The following is a 17,642-nucleotide window of genomic DNA, read 5'->3' on the forward strand; positions in this document are numbered from 1 at the left end:
CACGAAGCCTTGAATCAGGGCCGGATCGGCCTGGAAGCCGAACTGGTCGAGGCGACTTGACCCCGCTGCTCAAAGCGTCACAATAGAGACAATCAGTGAAAGCCAAGGCCGCCCTATTGAAATGCGCTTAGGACGGCTTTTCGCCTGCTTTGTGAGGGCGGTTTTCGAGCGCCTCGGCATGAGACCTCCCTGGCGAAACCAAACGAGGGGCGATTCGTCCTCGCTCCCAACAGGAACGCAACCGAGGCGGAACCCGAGGCCCTTCCGACACGGCCATCGGCTCGAACCCGGCGACGACGGCTTCAGCCCTCTCCATTGCCCAATCTCCGGCACTCACTCGGCGTAGGGATACCCAGGCAAATGAGACAGGCTCCACGGCTGAGACCCCCAGGCTGCTCGCGGCTAACCTTGCTCTTCCTGTCGTTGTCGACCTTCACGTTCGGCGAGAACGTGGTCCTCAAAAACGGAATCGTTTACCGGGGTTCCGTCGACCAGGACAACACCATCGTCTTCATCGACGACGGTCTCAAGCGAGTCGTGGTGCGGGACTCGAAAATTGCGAGGAAAGACCCGGACACGACGTTCGGCCACTGGGAAATCTTCAAGCTCGAGCAGCCGCTCGTCCTCCATGGCGGCGTGATGCCCAAGGAGGCTCTCGCTATCAAGACAACCGCGTGGAACGAGCAAGGCCGCCGACAGTTCGAGTACCGATCGGCCAAGTCGAATCAGCCGATCTCGATGGAGCAAGCAATCTACGAACTTGGCCCCTACAAGGTAAGGCTGCGGGGCGTGGATGGCTTCTGGCAGGATGGCCGCCTCAGCACGAAGCAGATTCCTCGCGAGATCGTGCTCAGCATTCTCGCCAAGGTTGACTCCACCAACCTCAACGAACGCCGGCGTGTGGCCTCATTCCTGATCCAGGCCGAGTGGTACAACGACGCCAAACGCGAACTCGACAACCTGATCCGTGACTTTCCCGATGACGCTTCCCTGCGCGAGACGATCGGCAACGCACGAACTGTCGTGGCGCAGCTCGAGTCGGCACAAATCAAGGCCGACCTCGACGTCCGCCGCAAGGCGCAGCAGTATCACGAGGTCATGAACCGGCTCAAGACGTTCCCGACCAAAGACGTGGCCGCGGACGTGCTCGTCGATGTCCGCGATCAGGTCCGCAGAGACGAAGCGCAGGTGGCCGCGGACGAAGGGCTCGCCAAAGCGTTTCGCAGCTTGTCGGAGCGAATCTCTTCGGACGCGAAGAAGACATGGAAAGCGCCAGTGAACGAGATGCTCCGAGCCCTGGCGGAGGCCCCCGAGGCCGTCCGCGACCGCTTCGTGGCCTGGCAAAAGGCAAAGGACGATCCCGCGATCAAGGACGACGCCCAGTTCGCTCTGGCGGTCTCAGGATATCTGGTCGGCGCCGACGCCGCGGTGACCAGTCTGGAGATGGCCACAAGCCTCTGGAAACTTCGCGACCAGCTTCACACGTATCTCTCCACCTCCGAAGCAGGTGAGCGCACCGCGGCCCTCGATCAACTGCAAACCATTCCTTTACCCGAACGGCCGGGGCAAACCGTCGCGACCCTCCGACTCGATCTCCTGACCCGGCTCGCGATCCGGATGCCTCCCCCGCTCGATACGGAGAGTGACAAGAAGACGAAGCCGGGAGAACCGACCCTTCATCGGGTCCGCGAAGATGAGAATCTCGCACCCACCGAGTACTCGGTCTTGCTGCCACCGGAATATCACCCGCTCCGAAGCTACCCAGCCGTCGTCGCGCTCCACGATGGAAGGGGCCCGTCGGCTGCGATCGACTGGTGGTCGGCCGAAGCAACGCGTCGTGGTTACATTGTCATCGCCCCCGAGTATCGCCTCCCTGACCAGGGGGACAACTACACCTATTCGACGAGCGAGCACGCCGCCGTCGAGTTGGCCCTACGCGATGCCCGGCGAAGATACGCGATCGATGGCGACCGAGTCTTCCTGGGGGGACAGTTGCGGGGCGGGGACATGGCGTGGGATTACGGTCTCGCCCACCCCGACTTGTTCGCTGGCGTGGCGGTGATTTCGGGCCTCCCCTTCAAGTACGCATTTCGTTATCAATCCCACGCCAAGCTGGTTCCCCTTTATGTGGGCCTGGGCGACCTGGCGCCGGCCGGTCCCGAGATCGTCTTCCAGAACCTCTTGAAACCGCTGATCGCGAAGACGTACGACGTAACCTATGTCGAATACTACCGCCGCGGCCTGGAGGACCTCCCCGAGGAAGCGACCGCGGTTTTCGACTGGATGGACTGCCATCGACGCGAACCGTTCCCGAAGGAATTCGATGCGGTCACGGCGCGCGAGTCGGACGACCGGTTCTACGGGGTCGTGGTCCGTGAATTCTTCGAAGGCCGATCGACCGCTCCTGAAGTCGTCGAGCCGTTCGGAAAGAATCTCAAGCCGGCCACCATCAAGATGTCGTCGAGCCACCTCAGTAATCTCATCAAGATCCAGACCAACGGAGTCAAGCGACTCGACGTCTGGGTCAGTCCGAAGCTGATCGATTTCAATCGAAAGATCGAGGTCCGAATCAACAAGGATTCGTTTATCAAACCAGTCGCCGAACCAAACATCGAACCCTTCCTGGAAGACCTCCGACTTCGCGGTGATCGCCAGCAGATCTTCTGGCTCAAGGCCTCATGGATCAGCCCAGGTGCATGATTCTCATCCGACCACGCGGCAGAAGTTCTCCGAAGGAATGGCTGAGAATTGAGGAGAATGAGCCGCGGTCATCCTGTCTAATCCCCTCAGAAAAACGTCATCGGCCGGCGATTCCGGCAAGTTCTCGGCGAACACAACGTGTCCCGCCGGGATCCCTTGATGCCCCTTCGCATTGACCACGGAGCGTGTTGTGAGCGAACCCCAGACTCCCGACTGGGTGCGTGATGCCATCTTCTACCAGATCTTCCCCGATCGGTTCGCTCGGAGCCTGACGGTCCCCAAGCCCAGTCATCTCGACGAATGGGGCGCCCCCCCGACCTATCATGGCTACCAGGGAGGCGACCTGATCGGGGTGGTCGAACGTCTCGACTACCTCCTCGAGCTCGGCGTCAACGCCCTCTACTTTACGCCGATCTTTCAGTCGGCCTCGAACCACCGCTATCACACTCACGACTACGAAAAGGTCGACCCGATGCTCGGCGGCAACGCCGCCCTGAGCCGGCTTCTCGAAGAGGCCCATGGCCGAGGGATGAAGGTCGTCCTCGACGGCGTCTTCAACCACGCCAGTCGCGGATTCTTCCAGTTCCACGACATCCTCGAAAACGGGGCCAACGCCGCCTACCTCGACTGGTTCACGGTCCATCGCTATCCCCTCAACGCTTACGACACCGAAAGCAGCCCGGGCTACCAAGCCTGGTGGAACCTCCCTGCCCTGCCGAAATTCAACATCAGGAACCCCGAGGTCCGTGAATTTCTCCTGGGGATCGGCCGGAAGTGGATCGACATGGGGATCGACGGGTGGCGCCTCGATGTCGCGAACGAGATTGACGACGACTCGTTCTGGCAGGAGCTTCGCCGGCGGGTCCACGCTGGTAATCCTGACGCCTACATCGTCGGTGAAGTCTGGGGCGAAGCAAAGCGGTGGCTGCAAGGAGACATGTGGGATGCCGTGATGAACTATCTGTTCACACGCGCTTGTATCGCCTTCTTCATCGGCGAGTCGGTCGATCGGAGCGAACTTGGGAGGACGAGTTTCCACACGCTCGACCCGCTCGGCGCGCCCGCCTTCCGCCACGCGATCGAAACGATGATCGGCCACTATCATCCGAATGTGAATGCGGTTCAGATGAACCTGCTCGATAGCCACGACATGCCGAGATTTCTCACCCTGGCGCAAGGGGACAAGTCCGCACTCAGACTGGCGACCCTCTTCCAGATGACATACACCGGAGCTCCCTCGATCTACTATGGTGATGAGATCGGCATGCCCGGCAAGCATGATCCCGACAACCGGCGTGCGTTCCCTTGGTACACGTCTGAGAGCTGGGACCGTGAGCTCTTACACGACTTTCAGCGTTACATTGCCCTGCGTCGAAACCGCCCCGCGCTTCGACGAGGCTCATTCCAGATCCTCTTGGCCCAGGACGATGTTCTCGCCCACGCCCGCCAGCTCGGCTCCGAAACCGTGGTCGTCGTGATCAACACGTCGCTATCGACACGACGAGTCGATGTCCCACTCTCGAATCTCGTTCCCGAGGGAACTGGCTTCGATGAGGTCTGGACCCACCAAACCGCTCAATCTGAAGGAAACACCCTCCGTGGCGTCGAACTCGCCCCGCGCTCGGGCCGCGTGTTCGCCACCCCCTTACCCGCATGAAACCAAACTCACCCCCTCCTCTCTGGCAGCTCCCCGAAGGTGTCAACCCGTCCCTCTGGGAGTACACCCACACGGATCGGCTCGCCGACGAGGAAAATGAATACTTCCGCGACCACCCCCTGTTCCAGACGGACGCGCGGGCGCTCGACGCCCGCTTCGTCGAGCCTGCTCCGCTCATCGATCTTGGCTGCGGGACCGGCCGGCATGCCTTGCGGTTCGCTCGACGCGGATTTCCCGTGGTCGCGGTGGATCTCTCGCACGCGATGCTCCGCACAGCGCAGGTCGAGGCCCACGCCGAAAACCTCTCATTTCTTGGCGTCGAGGCGAACCTCTGCCGCCTTGGCGCTTTTCGGGATGAAACCTTCGCTTATGCCCTCTCGATGTTCAGCACCCTCGGAATGATCCGGGGGCGGCCCGCTCGCCGACGGGCCCTGGCCGAAACCTTTCGAATCCTCCGGCGCGGGGGCCGACTCGCTCTCCATGCTCACAACTTCTGGCTCAACCTGGGCGACCCCCAGGGCAGGACGTGGCTCCTCAGCCAGGCGAAGCATGCCCTGATGCGACATCCGGGGTTGGGTGATCGCCGGATGACCTATCGCGGAATCGCCGGCATGGAAGTGCATCTCTTCCGCTGGCGCGAACTGAAATCGGACCTTCGATCCGCCGGCTTCCAGATCGATGACGTTCTGGCCATCGACGCCGTGCGCGCCGAGCCAATCGCCGCGCCTTGGTTCGGGCACTCGCTCCGCGCGGGAGGCTGGATCGTGTTCGCAAGCCGGCCGAGCTAAACGGGAGCGACCGAGAGACAGTCCAGGCAAGGATGAAATCAATGGCCGACGAGAAAGTGGCCGACCCGGCGAGTCTACAGGGCATCGACGCCCTGCTCCACGAAATGGTGACCGACCACCGGGCCGGACCATTTCATGAGGCTGAGCTCCACTATCGCCCGATTTTGGTCGCCGATCCGAGCAACGCCGAGACCTGGCATTTGCTCGGATTGATCGCTCACCAAGCCGGCTACCCTCTGATGGGGGTCGCTCATCTCCGCCAGGCACTGAGGCTATGCCCCGAGAATGTCACCTATCTCAATAGCCTGGGTTCGATTTACCTGGAGAATGGAAACGACGAGCAGGCCGTTCCCTGCTTTGAGGAAGTGATCCGGCTCGATCCGCTTCAGCTCCTGGCTTACAACAGCCTGGGCACGGCCCTGACCCAGCTCGGCCGCTACGAGGAAGCCATCCAGACACTTCAGACGAGCCTGGCACAAGACCCGTCGCAACTAACCCTTCACAACAAACTGGGCGAAATCAATCAACAGCTCGGCCGCTTTCGCGAGGCGATGACCGGTTATCGCCTCGCCTCGCTTGCCGTTCCCCCGTTCGGCCTCGCCCATAACAACTACTTGAATTTGACGAACCACCTCCACGATTGGGATGCGGAGACCATCTTCGACGAGCATCGCTTTTGGGGAGTGCGAGCCGCGCTGAGACAGCCTTGCCGTTATTCCAACGCGCTCGATCCCGAACGTCCCTTGCGGATCGGCTATGTGTCGGCCGACTTCCGGGCCCATTCGGTGGCCCGCTTCATCGAGCCGATCCTGCGCAATCACAACCGAGTCGCGTGCCTCATCTTCCTGTACGCCGAAGTCTCCGCGCCCGACGAATTGACCCAACGCCTGCAAGGTTTGGGGCACAACTGGCGCATCACGAATGGGCAGACTCCTGAAGATGTGGCCCGTCAGGTGCGTGAAGACGCCATCGATATTCTTGTTGATTTGACCGGTCATAATCCGAGTAATCGCCTGGACGTCTTCGCCCAGCAGCCGGCTCCAATCCAGGCCACCTATCTCGGTTATCCGAACACGACCGGGCTGCCGGCCATGGACTGCTGGCTCACCGACAAGGTGCTTCATCCTCCTGACGAGCCGGCCCTGGCCGTCGAGCGAATGGTTCACCTGCCCGAGGCCTTCTTCTGCTTCGAGCCGCCCGCTTCGGCCCCTCCTGTGAGCCCGTTACCAGCCCTGAGGCTGGGACGATTCACCTTCGGATCGCATCAGACTTTCCAGAATCTTAATGACGATGTTTTGGCACTCTGGTCGCGGATTTTGCAGGCGGTGCCAGAGTCCCGACTGCTCTTCATCGATCGCTCACGCTCTCCGCGCGTCGCAGATTGGCTGCGGAGCCGATTCCAGCCATTGGGAATTGCGCCGGAGCGAATCGAGGTGCGGCAGCCCGACACTGACGACGTGCAAGACCTGACGGTCTATGGCGAGATCGACCTGATCCTTGATGCCTTCCCGTTCACCGGTCATACGAGCACATGCGAAGCGCTCTGGATGGGCGTCCCCGTCGTCACGCTTCGCGGTGAAAGGACGGCGAGTCGGCTCTCAGCCGCCGTGCTGACTCCTCTCGGACTGACCGACCTGATCGCCGCGACCCCTGAGGAGTATCTCGAGCGGGCGCAGCGACTGGCGAACGACCCGGCTGCTCTGACGGCGCTGCGCCAGTCCCTCCGCGAGCGGATGGGACGACTCTGCGACGGTCCGACCTTCACCCACCAGCTCGAGGCCACTTACCGACAAATCTGGCGTGACTGGTGTGCGGCTCAGTTAGACGCGACGAAAGCGGTTTCTGATTCACGCCTCCCGGCCATGGTGAGACTCGAGAGCCCAAGGAAAACGGCCCACTCGCCGGGTCAGACCGGACCGAACCGGGAAGCATTCGACTCTCCCGATCCCGGACAATTGAAATCGTCGTGCCGGTTCGCCCGGGAGACCACGACCGCTTTCCTGTGGCCGACGCCCCAGGCCGAATCAGCACTCGCGTGCGCGAATGCTCAGATGGGAACCTTTCCCGCTTATACCGGGACGCTTACCTACACAGCCGGGCTGATCTCGTCTTATTCAAGCACGACGACTTCAACTTCCGCCACTGGGAGTCGTTCGAGTTGCAGGTATGGGACCTGCTGCAACATTACCCGATCCTCGGTGTGGCCGGCACCCGGGCCTTCTCACCGCAACGGCTCCCCTGGTGGCGACAGACCGCCCATCCCGGTCTGATGGACGGACTCAACCGGGGCATGGTGTCGCATCCGTTGCCCGCCGGTCTCCCCAACACGGGGAACGAAGGGAGTTATCAGCAGACGCTCTTTGGCCCGCCTGGGCCCGTAGCGGTGCTGGACGGAGTCCTGCTGGCGGTGCTCCGGCGGTGGGAAGGGGATGCACCGCTGTTTGGGCGGTTTACCCATGATGACATGGCAGGCTGGTGGGATGACGCGTTCGGGCGGCACTTCTACGACATGGCCTTCACTTACAACGCCAGTCTCGCGTTCCAGGCGGCGGGGTTGGGCGCGGCCTGTTATGCGGTGGTGGCGGACGTCGCTCACGAGAGCGTCGGCACTCCCAACCGAGCCTGGCAAGAGGCTGCAACCCTGTTCGTGAGCCGCTACGGCGGAGCGAAACCAGTGCGAGTTTGAGCATTGCCAGATCTCTCGAACTGGCCTCCCCCTCCTCAAACGCAAAGTCGCACGTGCCGTTCCTCGGGACGCGACTGGACCGCCATTACAAGAGCCCCCGAAACCGAGCGTCACTACCGCTTTTCTGGCGGAATAGGTTGGGGACCAGTAGTCGCTACGGATTGCCTCTGGCCCGCCACATCGTCCGAATCGCAAGGTCTTCGTGATTCTCGCCCTTGGCAGGCGGATCGATCCGACCTGCATTCATGTCGGCATTCTATTCGACCTGGAACTGCACCTTTGTGGTCAACCGGCGTCCGCCGAGCGCAGGTCGGTGTCAAGCCGCGTGCCCAACAAAAAACCATCAAAACCAAGATTCATACAAACAGGCAAATCCGTTTTCCCGGGAGCCTTTTGCGGGCCACAGTCACCCAGATGAGAGCCACTCGAAGGTGACCGCTCTAAATCTGGTAGTCGAGCGCAGTGAAGTGATCGTTGTTCGCTTCGTCCGAGGTTCCTCGATAGCGGAGTCGAGGATTTTCGATCGTCACCGTGGTGTAAGGAGCGGTGCTCCGGGTGATCCAGGCCGACGAGCCGACAACGGAGTGGTGGCCGATGACGGTCTTACCGCCGAGGATGGTGGCGTTGGCATAAATGACCACATCGTGTTCGATGGTCGGATGGCGTTTGTGGTCGCGAAGAATATTGCCGTTCTCGTCGCGCGGGAAGCTGAGAGCGCCCAGGGTCACGCCTTGGTAGATCTTGACCCCTTCGCCGATGTGCGTCGTCTCGCCGATGACGACTCCGGTGCCGTGGTCGATGAAGAAACGAGCCCCAATGGTGGCGCCGGGATGGATGTCGATTCCCGTCTTACCGTGCGCGTACTCGGTCATCATCCGGGGGATCAAGGGAACCCCGAGCTTGAACAGCTCATGGGCGATCCGGAAAACGGTGACGGCAGAGACGCCGGGGTAGCAGAAGAGGATCTCGTCGAGATTCTTGGCGGCCGGATCGCCCTCGAACGCGGCATGAACATCGTCGGCCAGCATCTTCCTGAGGTCCGGAAGCGATTCGAGGAGGCGGATCGCGATCGCCTGGGCCTCTGCCTCGAAGTCGGTCTCAAGATCCCTGGCCTTGCAGTCATGCCGCAAAGCGCGAGTGATCTGCTGGGTCAGCCGGTCGTGAAGGCTGTCGATCAGGTCACCGACGTGATAGCCGACATTGCCGAGGTGGAGATTTTGCCGCCGGCCATACCCGGGATAGAGGATCTCACGGATATCGGCCAAGATCTCGACGATCTCGCGATAACTCGGCAGCGGAGAGTGGCCCAGGTGGTTGATCCCGCCACACTCTTCGTAGGTTTCGACAATCCGCTCAGTCAACGCGGGAAGTGATTCCTTCAAGCGAATGTCGGTGGCCATCCTCTTCATCTCTCCTGGCAACCTGACCGCATCGAGAAAATCTTTATCCATCAGGAAGTTAGGCCATTGTAGACAGGACAGGCGATGGAATCAATCATAGCAGAGCTACTTGGATTATCGGTCGCACCGGGAAATCGGCCCAATCAATTCGGGTGATCTCGATTCTTTGCCGTCCGGAGGCGACAATTGTCGCCGCGTCGACTGACAACCGTTCGGGCGTCCCAATCAATTCCAGACTCACGCCTGCAACGACTCCAAAATTTCCTCACGGGCTGGCCCTCATGGAACGCGCCGCGACCGAAGCGCCCCGCCTCGATCCCACACCGATCTTCGAGCTCTTTCGGGGCAACCATGCGACCGAACTCCTGACGGCCGCCGTCGCGCATCTCCGTCTTTTTGAACACCTCGAGCGAGGCCCGCTCAGTCCAGGGGCTCTGGGCGTGGCGATGGGTCTGGCCGATCGGCCGATCGCGGTGCTCGTGACGGCACTCCGGGCCTTTGGCCTCCTGGTCATGCAGGCTGACGGGCGACTCGACTTATCCGACCTGGCACGGGGGCACCTGGTGCCCGGTGGTGAGTTTGACGTCAGTGGCTACATCGGCCTGGCCGCCGACAGCCCCGGCGTGCTCGAGATGGTCGAACGCCTCCGCACAAACCGCCCAGCCGGGGATGCAGCGGATGAGCCCGGGGCAGCATTCATCTATCGCGACGGGATCGAATCGGCGATGGAGCGTGAGGCCTCGGCCCGGCACCTGACGCTCGCCTTGGCGGGGCGAGCCAAAAACGTGGCGCCAGTCCTGGCCGGCCGGTTCTCTCTGGCCGAGGGACGCCGTTTACTCGATATCGGCGGCGGGACCGGGATCTACAGCATCGCCTGGCTCCAGCGCCATCCCACCTTACGCGCGATCGTCTGGGACCGGCCCGAGGTCCTCAAGGTCGCCCGGGAGATGGCCGAGTCTCACGGCGTCGCCGACCGCCTCGAATGCCGCGCGGGGGACATGTTTCACGACCCCGTCCCCGAAGAGATCGACGTCATCTTGCTCTCGAACATCCTCCATGACTGGGACATCGCCGAATGCCGAACCTTGATCAGACGCTGCGCTTCGGCGCTTCCCCCCGGCGGACAGCTCTTGATTCACGACGTCTTTCTCGATGACTCCCTCGACGGCCCATTGCCAATCGCTCTTTATTCAGCCGCACTCTTCCGACTGACGGAAGGGCGAGCCTATAGCGCCGCGGAATATCGAAGCTGGCTGATCGAAGCCGGCCTGGAGCCCGGAGAGATCACGCCAACGCTCGTCCATTGTGGGGTCCTCCCCGGTCGCAAACCCGGCACGACCGGTCAAACCCTCTAGCCAGATCGCTGGCCATTCGGTACTGTCAAAAGCATTACCAGAGCCGAGCCAGCATGTTGCGCTCGCTCTGTCCGCTTATTTTTGAGTGGCTCATTTCGGGTCTTTCTCTCCGGGGGCAACGCACAACGCCATGATGATCAAGGCCACTGACATCCGTAGGGGGATGGTGATCACGATGGAAGGAACGAACTTCGTCGTGGTCGACTTCGCCCACCATACCCCCGGCAACCTTCGCGCCATGGTCCAGACGAAGCTCCGCAACATGAATAGCGGAGCCTTGATTGATAAGCGGCTTCGGTCGGTCGACCAGATCGAAGTCCCCTATGTCGAGACCAAGCAATTCGAGTATCTCTATTCCTCGGGGGACGAGCACGTCTTCATGGAGTCGGAGACGTTCGACCAGTTGAGCTTCCCGCCCGAGATCCTCGGCACGGCGATGCAGTACATCTTGCCCAACAGCAAGGTGCAGGTCATGTACGTCGATGACAAGGCGGTCTCCGTCGAGGTCCCGGCCTCGATCGACCTGACCGTCACCGACACGCCGCCGTCGCTCAAGGGTGCGACCGCAACCAACCAGTACAAGGATGCGATCCTCGAGAACGGCTTGAAGGTCCAGGTTCCCCCGTTCATCGGCCCCGGCGAAAAGATCCGGGTCGACACGCGGACCGGCGAGTACGTCGAGCGCGTTAAGTAAGAAGCACGAGGCAGCCCGGCCGTTGTGTTTCCACCGCAACGGCCGAGCGACTCAATCCGCAAGCCCTTGGTTCGCTTGGGATCACGCTTAATGCTTGCGGGTGCGTCCAAGCACCCCAGCGCAGACGCCCGTCAGCATCCGGGTGGCGTTCCGCCCGAGTGATCGGATGTTGTACCCACCCTCTTGAACCAGGAGGGTGGGCAATTTCATCCCTCCGATCCGATAGCCGATCTCGAAGAGGCCATCGGGCGTGACGCTCCAGGTGCCGGTCGGATCCGCCTTGGCGATATCGAGGCCGACTGGTACGACAAGGACCTCGGGCTTGAACTTGCGGACGATCGCGAGCGCGTCATCGAGCGCCTCGAGGTAGCGACCGTCGTGCGTATCCTCGGCGAGCGGAATGTTGTGGTTGAATCCCTTCCCTGGTCCCTCGCCAATCTCATCGGCGAACCCGGAAAAGTAGGGATAGGCGAAGCTGGGATGGCCGTGGATCGAGATGGTCAGGACGTCGGACCGATTGTAGAAGATGTCCTGGGCGCCGTTGCCATGGTGATAGTCAATGTCGAGGATCGCCACCCGACCGAACGACGCGACGAGATACTGCGCAGCGATCGCCGCGTTGCAGAAGTAGCAAAAGCCACCGTAGGTGTCGCGTTCGGCATGATGGCCCGGGGGCCGGCAGAGGCTGTAGACCAACGGGTGCCCCGCTCGGATCGCCTCCGCGCCTGAGAGCGCGACATTCACCGCCGCCCGGGCCGCCTTGTACGCATCGCGGCTGAGTGGCGTAAACGTATCGATACAATAATAGCCCGCCCTTCGGCTCCGGTCGTGGGGCGGCCGGTCGGTCCTCCGGATCGGGAAGACGTAAGGGTAGACCATCTCCCCCTCGGGGATGTCCAGGCAGAAGTTGCGGAGATAGTTGACGAAGTCGGTGTCGTGGACGGCGCGAATGGGCTTCTCGCCGAAATTTCGGACCGGCAGCCGCTCGACGTCAGGCAGGGAGTCGAGTGCTTTGAGAATGACGTCCACCCGGGCGGGGCGTTCCACATAGCCGCGTTCGCGGACATGATGGAGCGCATGCCGCGACGAACAGAAGACCTTGAGCGGTTGGAGCCGCCGCGGAATCTTCGGCTTCTTGTCGCTCGGACTGACATAGCGCGGCTTTCGAAGACGAACCGGCGAATCATTGACCGAGGCGATGAGTTGGAGGACGTACGGATCGTCCGGGTCGTAGTGGTACCGCTCGGTCAAAATCATCTTCATCGCCTGACGAAGCTCGGGCGCATTCAACGGCTTCGTGCTCTGTAAGGGGTCGTAGAGCAGCCTCGGCTCGGCGGGATTATCGGGGCGAATCGGCTGATCGTAGAGCGTGCCCACGATGGGGAGCGCTCCATAGCGCTCGTAAAATTTAAGCCGGGACTTGTTCATCTTCAAATAGGAAGGATCAGGAACCTGTCCGGGATCATCGGTCGGAACCTCGAAGAAGAGGCCCTCGGCCCCGCGCGCGATCAGGTCTTCTCGGAGCGCCTCATAGAGCGCTCCCCCCAAGCCTCGCCCTCGGCGCTCGGCCTGGGCCACGATGAAGTCAAGGTAGGCAAAGCCGATCGAATCAAAGTAATCGGCCAAGGCGAACCCGAGGACCTGATCCCCAGGCCCGTGCGCGGCGAGGAGGATCGTCGGGTAGCCCCGAGCCGTCTGATCGCCGACCTTGCGGGCGATATAGTCGTCGCCGACGTCGAGGTCGGGAAAGGCCGCCTGAAACAATGCCTGAATCTTGGCGATGCAGCGGCGATCGTAGTCGCGGTGAACACCAAGGACATGGCTGATCCGAAACATGGCGGCCCTCTCAAGGGCCTATCTCAAAATAGGCCGATTTGAGCCCAATTCAAGGAAAAATCCAGAACCAGGGGCTCCCAAAAAACGATCATCAAGATGAGAAACGGGCGATTGCTTCCGCCATCGAAATCAGGGAATCTCGGCGTGGACGCAGGTCAGCCATGCATGCCTTCTATCGTTCCGGATTTCCAATCACCCTTTGCATCAATCATATTCGCCGATACGTCTAGGATGTAGAAGAACCTCGACCGCGATTCCCAAGACCTGGTGCTCGAAGCGGCAACCCGATCGACCTGGCCCGTTCGACGGCCTGCCTCGCCAAGGCGGCGAGAGTCGCGGGATAGGCTCGGCCGGAAACCCGCAACGCCCGCGCCCATCCCGCAGTTGGTCCGATATCGGGGTTCGGGTTCACTTCCAAGATCATGGGCTCGCCCCGACCATCGAGGCGAAGATCGACCCGGGCATAGTCACGGCAACCGGTCACCTTGAACGCCGCGACGGCTAACCGCGCCAACTGCTCGCTCAACTCGCGTTCAATCCTCGCCGGGCAGCTCACAGGGCTCGCGCGATCCTCTGCCGATCCCACGGACCACTTCGCCGTATAAGTCAAAATCGGCCAGGTGCCATCCGTCGGCTGATACACGACTTCCGCGACCGGCAAGGCCACAGGGTCGGGAAGGGCAAGTACCCCCACATTGTATTCGGGGCCGGGCAAGTAGGCTTCGACCAACACCGAGCCGCCGTATGTGGCACGGATCCAGGCAACGCGGTCGCACGCTGAATTCCAGTCGCACACGACGCTCGCCTGATCGATTCCCAGGCTGCCATCCTCCGCGTCCGGCTTGATCAAGGCGGGGCCTGGCCAGTCCCACCTCGGAACCGACTCGCCCGGATCAAGCACGAAACCAGGAGCCGTTGGCAGCCCCGCGCCCCGCAACAGGCACTTGGCTCGCCCTTTGGAAACGCAGAACGCCAACGCTTCCAAAGGTGAACCGGTGTACGGGTAGCCGGCCAATTCGAGGAGCCCGGTCATGTGCGTCGCGGCCGCCGTTGATCCTCCGAAGCCTTCGATCAGGTTGAAGACAACGTCCGGCCCAAGTCGGTCGAGTTCGAGGAGCACGTCGACCACGGGGGGACTCGCCGCCAGCAGCGTCGATTCGAAGCCATTTTCGTCGAGCCCGGCGGCCACAGCTTGTGCAACCTCGACGACATCCGACTCGGAAACGGCGTCGGGATGTTCCGGCGGAAGCACCGGCGCGTTGTAGAGGACAGCAACCTTCAGCCGGACCGGGGTCACGAACCTACCCTCGACCTTGAAGACGGCTCCAACCCGACACGGGTGAGAGCCACGCGGAGCACCTTTCGGATCAATTCGGGATAGCCGATTCCCATCCCTCGGGCAAGGATGATCAGATCGCTCCAATCCGGAGCCAGACCAGGGAGCGGGTTCGCTTCGATGAAGTAGGGGACGCCGGCGCGGATCCGAAAGTCGATCCGCGCCAGGTCGCGACAGCCCAGGGCTTCGTAAGCGCCAAGCGCCGACCGAATCAGACGCGTCATGGTGTCAGAAGCGAGCCGGGCCGGCGTCTCGTAGTCCACGCGTTCGTCCCAGTCCCGTTTCACCTCGATCGAATAGACGAACCGATCGTCGGGCGTCTTCGGTCGGATCTTCATGGCCCCGATGACCTCGGCTTGGTCGCCGTTGCCGACGATCCCCACGGTCACCTCATCGCCCGCGATGAACTCCTCGATCAGAATGGGTTGGCCGTAGTCGCGTGACAGACTCTGGTAAAGCTCGATCACGTCGTGATCCGTGTCGGCAATGCAGCGCGAGCGAATTCCTTTACTGGAGCCTTCAAATGAAGGCTTGACGATCCACTGATTTGATCTTTCCCGAAGTCTCGCCGTGTGTATCAAGGACGTGACCTCACTGGAGGACAGTCCTGAGGGGAAAGTGAACCCCTGGGGCACGGCGACCGCCGATTCGACCAGCCGTTTGGCAACGCCCTTGTCGAGCGCGGCGGCAAGTGTCAGCGGATCGGACCCCGAGTAAGGAATCCCGAGCATCTCGAGTGCGGCCGGGACGCGTGCCTCACGGTTCCGCCCCCCCCCTTCCCCCTCGGCGAGATTCCAGACGAAGTCAGGCGGATCATCGAGAACGCGTTGGAGAAACTCGCGACCGTCACCCAGCAGGATCACGTTGTGCCCTTCGCCCCGAAGCACGTCGGCCAGGGCCTCAATCGTTTGCGGCTTGTCGAACTCCTCGTACCGGTCGTCGGGCCCGTCAGTCGAGGCGACAATCGGCACGAGGTCGAAGGCGATCCCGATCCTCAATGCGCGGGTCCTTAGATTAGATCGGGGTATGACCTTGGCCAAGACCATTGACCGAGGTGCCGTCGGCGTGTCCGTTGCCAGCCGAGCCGTTGGACTGTTTCGGACTCGCATCCTGGGCCGGGCGACCGTTGAGTCCGTTGGCGACTCCCCTGGCCCGTCTTCGAATCAGGCGAGGATTCCCCTCCGGGACGAGGACTTCCGCCTGTCCTTCGAGCAAGGCGCTCACCCCTTGGGTCACGACCGGGTCTTGCTTCAGAGGCGGCTCACCCGTGGGGTGATAGTTGACGATGATTCCTTCGTAGTTCCGCAGGACGACCGAGTCGTTCGTGGCCGAGAGCAAGTAGTTGGGCATCAACGGGATCTTGCCCCCCCCTCGAGGCGCATCCACAACGTAGGTGGGAACGCCCAGGCCGGAGATGTGACCGCGAAGCCCTTCGATGATCTCGATCCCCTTCCAAACCGGGGTGCGGAAGTGCCCTGCCCCGGTCACCGGATCGCAGTGGAAGAGATAATAAGGTCGCACCTTGATCCGAAGCAGGCTCCGGCAAAGCTCCCGCTGAGTGGCGAGGCTGTCGTTGACCCCCTTCAGCAGAACGGCGTGGTTGTTGATCGGCAGCCCGCGCATCCGCAATCGATCGCAGGCGCGTCGGGTCTCTGTAGTCACTTCTCGAGGATGGTTGAAGTGCGTCTGGATCCAGATTTTCCCGGATGATTCAAGGATATCGAGAAGATTATTGTCTTCGATTCGTTGCGGCAAGGTGACCGGCACGCGGGTGCCGATCCGGATCACGTCAAGATGCGGAATGGCGCTCAGGCTCTCCACAAAGTAGGCGAGCTTCTCGAGCGGGAGGGTCAATGGGTCTCCCCCGGAGACGATCACATCATGGATTTCGGGATGGTCGCGAACGTACTCGATCATTCTCTGATCGTCGCGCGAGACCGCATCCCAGCCGCCCCGCTTCATCGTGGCGCGTTTCCGGGTGCAGAATCGGCAATACATCGTGCAAACGTGGGTTGTGACGAGTAGGGCGCGATCGGGATAACGATGCGTCAGGCCCGGGACGGGCGAATCCTTGTCCTCGTCGAGCGGGTCGTCTTCTCCCTCCTCGCCAGTCATCTCCAAGGGGGAGGGAACCGACTGGAGCCGGATCGGATCGAGTGGGTCGAACCGATCGATCAAGGAGAAGTAATAAGGGGGAATTGCAAGTTTGTATTGAGCCTGAAGCGACTCAATGGCGTGGCGCTCAGCGTCGGTGAAGGCGATGAGATCGAGAATCTGACGGGGGTGCCGGACGGCATTTTGCGACTGCCAGTGCCAGTCGTTCCAATCGCTGTCGGGCACGTCGGCCCAGACGGGGTGGCGGGGCGTGGGTTGCGGCGTCGAACTGGGAGGCTCGTCGCCATCGGCAACCTCGACCGCATCTGGGATGGTGACGGCTGTGCTCGTTGAGCTACTCGGCTCGCCCATCGTGGTCCTGACCCTCAAAATGAGAGTAGTAGGGATCGGATAAATGTCCGCTCCCCGAAAGGTCTGTGGGATTCTAAGCAATTGATAAATCGAGGCAAGGGGAATCATTTCACAAGTTCAACCAGAATTGGCAAATTCTGCCTCGAGTCGCAAAACAATGTGAACGAACGGCATGCCGGCTCTTCTCGCGTCAGAAGAAATTCGTGGTGCTTTGAAGAGATCTGCCAATGACCGAGACGAGCCGACGGCAGCCGTGACCACTCGGGTTGAGGATCGGTTTCGCTCCTGGCTGTCAACCCACCGCCAGGAGCGCGTTGCGACTCGTCGGGTCTTCCGGAACCGACAAGATTCTCAAGCGGGTTTCATGACCCGCGGGGTGACGCCGGCTTCGTTGGCGAGTAAGATTGCCGGAAAGTTCGTTGATCGACCGCGCGGTCGTCCCAGCGCTGCTGGGCATGAACCTATCAATCGTCGCCCCCCGTTCGGAGCCGAGCCCGTGGACGCCGTGACTCGCCTGCTATCTGATCTCGTCGCGATTCCGAGCGTTAATCCGATGGGTCGCCCACTCCAAGGGAAAGGATTTCTCGAAGGCGGGATGTCCGACTACCTCGAGAATTGGTTCCGGGCCCTGGGTGTCCCGTACGAACGGCGAGTCGTCTCGCCGGGACGAGATAACCTGATGCGCGATATGAATCGCCGCGCAGCCGGAAGACGGTCCTCTTCG

General features: G+C 61.5%; 12 protein-coding genes. 7 read left to right on the forward strand and 5 right to left on the reverse strand.

Features of this window, described 5'->3' with window-relative positions; translation table 11 throughout:
• The first annotated feature begins 360 nt into the window (after positions 1-360).
• From V5E97_RS18810 to V5E97_RS18830, 5 genes are all read left to right on the forward strand, one after another.
• Positions 361-2,700 carry a carboxylesterase family protein gene (locus V5E97_RS18810; protein WP_406700818.1) on the forward strand — a complete coding sequence of 780 codons (2,340 nt, stop codon included), beginning with the start codon at positions 361-363 and terminating at the stop codon, positions 2,698-2,700.
• Between the two features lie 190 nt (positions 2,701-2,890).
• Positions 2,891-4,357: a glycoside hydrolase family 13 protein gene (locus tag V5E97_RS18815; protein ID WP_406700819.1), complete on the forward strand. Its 1,467-nt coding sequence runs from the start codon at positions 2,891-2,893 to the stop codon at positions 4,355-4,357.
• Positions 4,354-5,145, forward strand: coding sequence for a class I SAM-dependent methyltransferase (locus V5E97_RS18820; RefSeq protein ID WP_406700820.1), 792 nt, complete (start codon positions 4,354-4,356; stop codon positions 5,143-5,145). The genes V5E97_RS18815 and V5E97_RS18820 overlap by 4 nt, the downstream gene beginning before the upstream one ends.
• 41 nt (positions 5,146-5,186) lie before the next feature.
• A complete protein-coding gene (locus tag V5E97_RS18825) occupies positions 5,187-7,415 on the forward strand; it encodes an O-linked N-acetylglucosamine transferase, SPINDLY family protein (RefSeq protein WP_406700821.1) in 2,229 nt (742 codons plus the stop codon).
• Between the two features lie 20 nt (positions 7,416-7,435).
• Positions 7,436-7,831 carry a hypothetical protein gene (locus V5E97_RS18830; protein ID WP_406700822.1) on the forward strand — a complete coding sequence of 132 codons (396 nt, stop codon included), beginning with the start codon at positions 7,436-7,438 and terminating at the stop codon, positions 7,829-7,831.
• Positions 7,832-8,271: 440 nt separating this feature from the next.
• On the opposite strand, the gene V5E97_RS18835 is transcribed toward V5E97_RS18830, so the two are convergent.
• Positions 8,272-9,231, reverse strand: a complete 960-nt coding sequence (locus V5E97_RS18835; RefSeq protein WP_406700823.1) for a serine O-acetyltransferase — start codon at positions 9,229-9,231, stop codon at positions 8,272-8,274.
• 281 nt (positions 9,232-9,512) lie between these two features.
• Here V5E97_RS18835 and V5E97_RS18840 point away from each other — a divergent pair, with 281 nt between their 5' ends.
• Positions 9,513-10,586 carry a methyltransferase gene (locus V5E97_RS18840; RefSeq protein WP_406700824.1) on the forward strand — a complete coding sequence of 358 codons (1,074 nt, stop codon included), beginning with the start codon at positions 9,513-9,515 and terminating at the stop codon, positions 10,584-10,586.
• Between the two features lie 175 nt (positions 10,587-10,761).
• Positions 10,762-11,280, forward strand: coding sequence for an elongation factor P (gene efp, locus V5E97_RS18845; RefSeq protein ID WP_406700825.1), 519 nt, complete (start codon positions 10,762-10,764; stop codon positions 11,278-11,280).
• Positions 11,281-11,367: 87 nt separating this feature from the next.
• Here efp and V5E97_RS18850 read toward each other — a convergent pair whose 3' ends face one another.
• From V5E97_RS18850 to V5E97_RS18865, 4 genes are all read right to left on the reverse strand, one after another.
• On the reverse strand, positions 11,368-13,116 hold the full coding sequence (locus V5E97_RS18850) for a GNAT family N-acetyltransferase (RefSeq protein WP_406700826.1): 1,749 nt from the start codon (positions 13,114-13,116) through the stop codon (positions 11,368-11,370).
• 226 nt (positions 13,117-13,342) lie between these two features.
• Complete coding sequence (locus tag V5E97_RS18855) at positions 13,343-14,413, reverse strand: D-alanine--D-alanine ligase family protein (RefSeq protein WP_406700827.1); 1,071 nt, start codon at positions 14,411-14,413, stop codon at positions 13,343-13,345.
• A complete protein-coding gene (locus V5E97_RS18860) occupies positions 14,410-15,450 on the reverse strand; it encodes a D-alanine--D-alanine ligase family protein (protein WP_406700828.1) in 1,041 nt (346 codons plus the stop codon). Before V5E97_RS18860 ends, V5E97_RS18855 begins: the two co-directional genes overlap by 4 nt.
• Positions 15,451-15,466: 16 nt before the next feature.
• On the reverse strand, positions 15,467-16,918 hold the full coding sequence (locus tag V5E97_RS18865; RefSeq protein WP_406700829.1) for a KamA family radical SAM protein: 1,452 nt from the start codon (positions 16,916-16,918) through the stop codon (positions 15,467-15,469).
• Positions 16,919-17,642: the final 724 nt, after the last annotated feature.

This window comes from Singulisphaera photorubra (assembly GCF_045290345.1).
Classification (GTDB): Bacteria; Planctomycetota; Planctomycetia; order Isosphaerales; family Isosphaeraceae; genus Singulisphaera.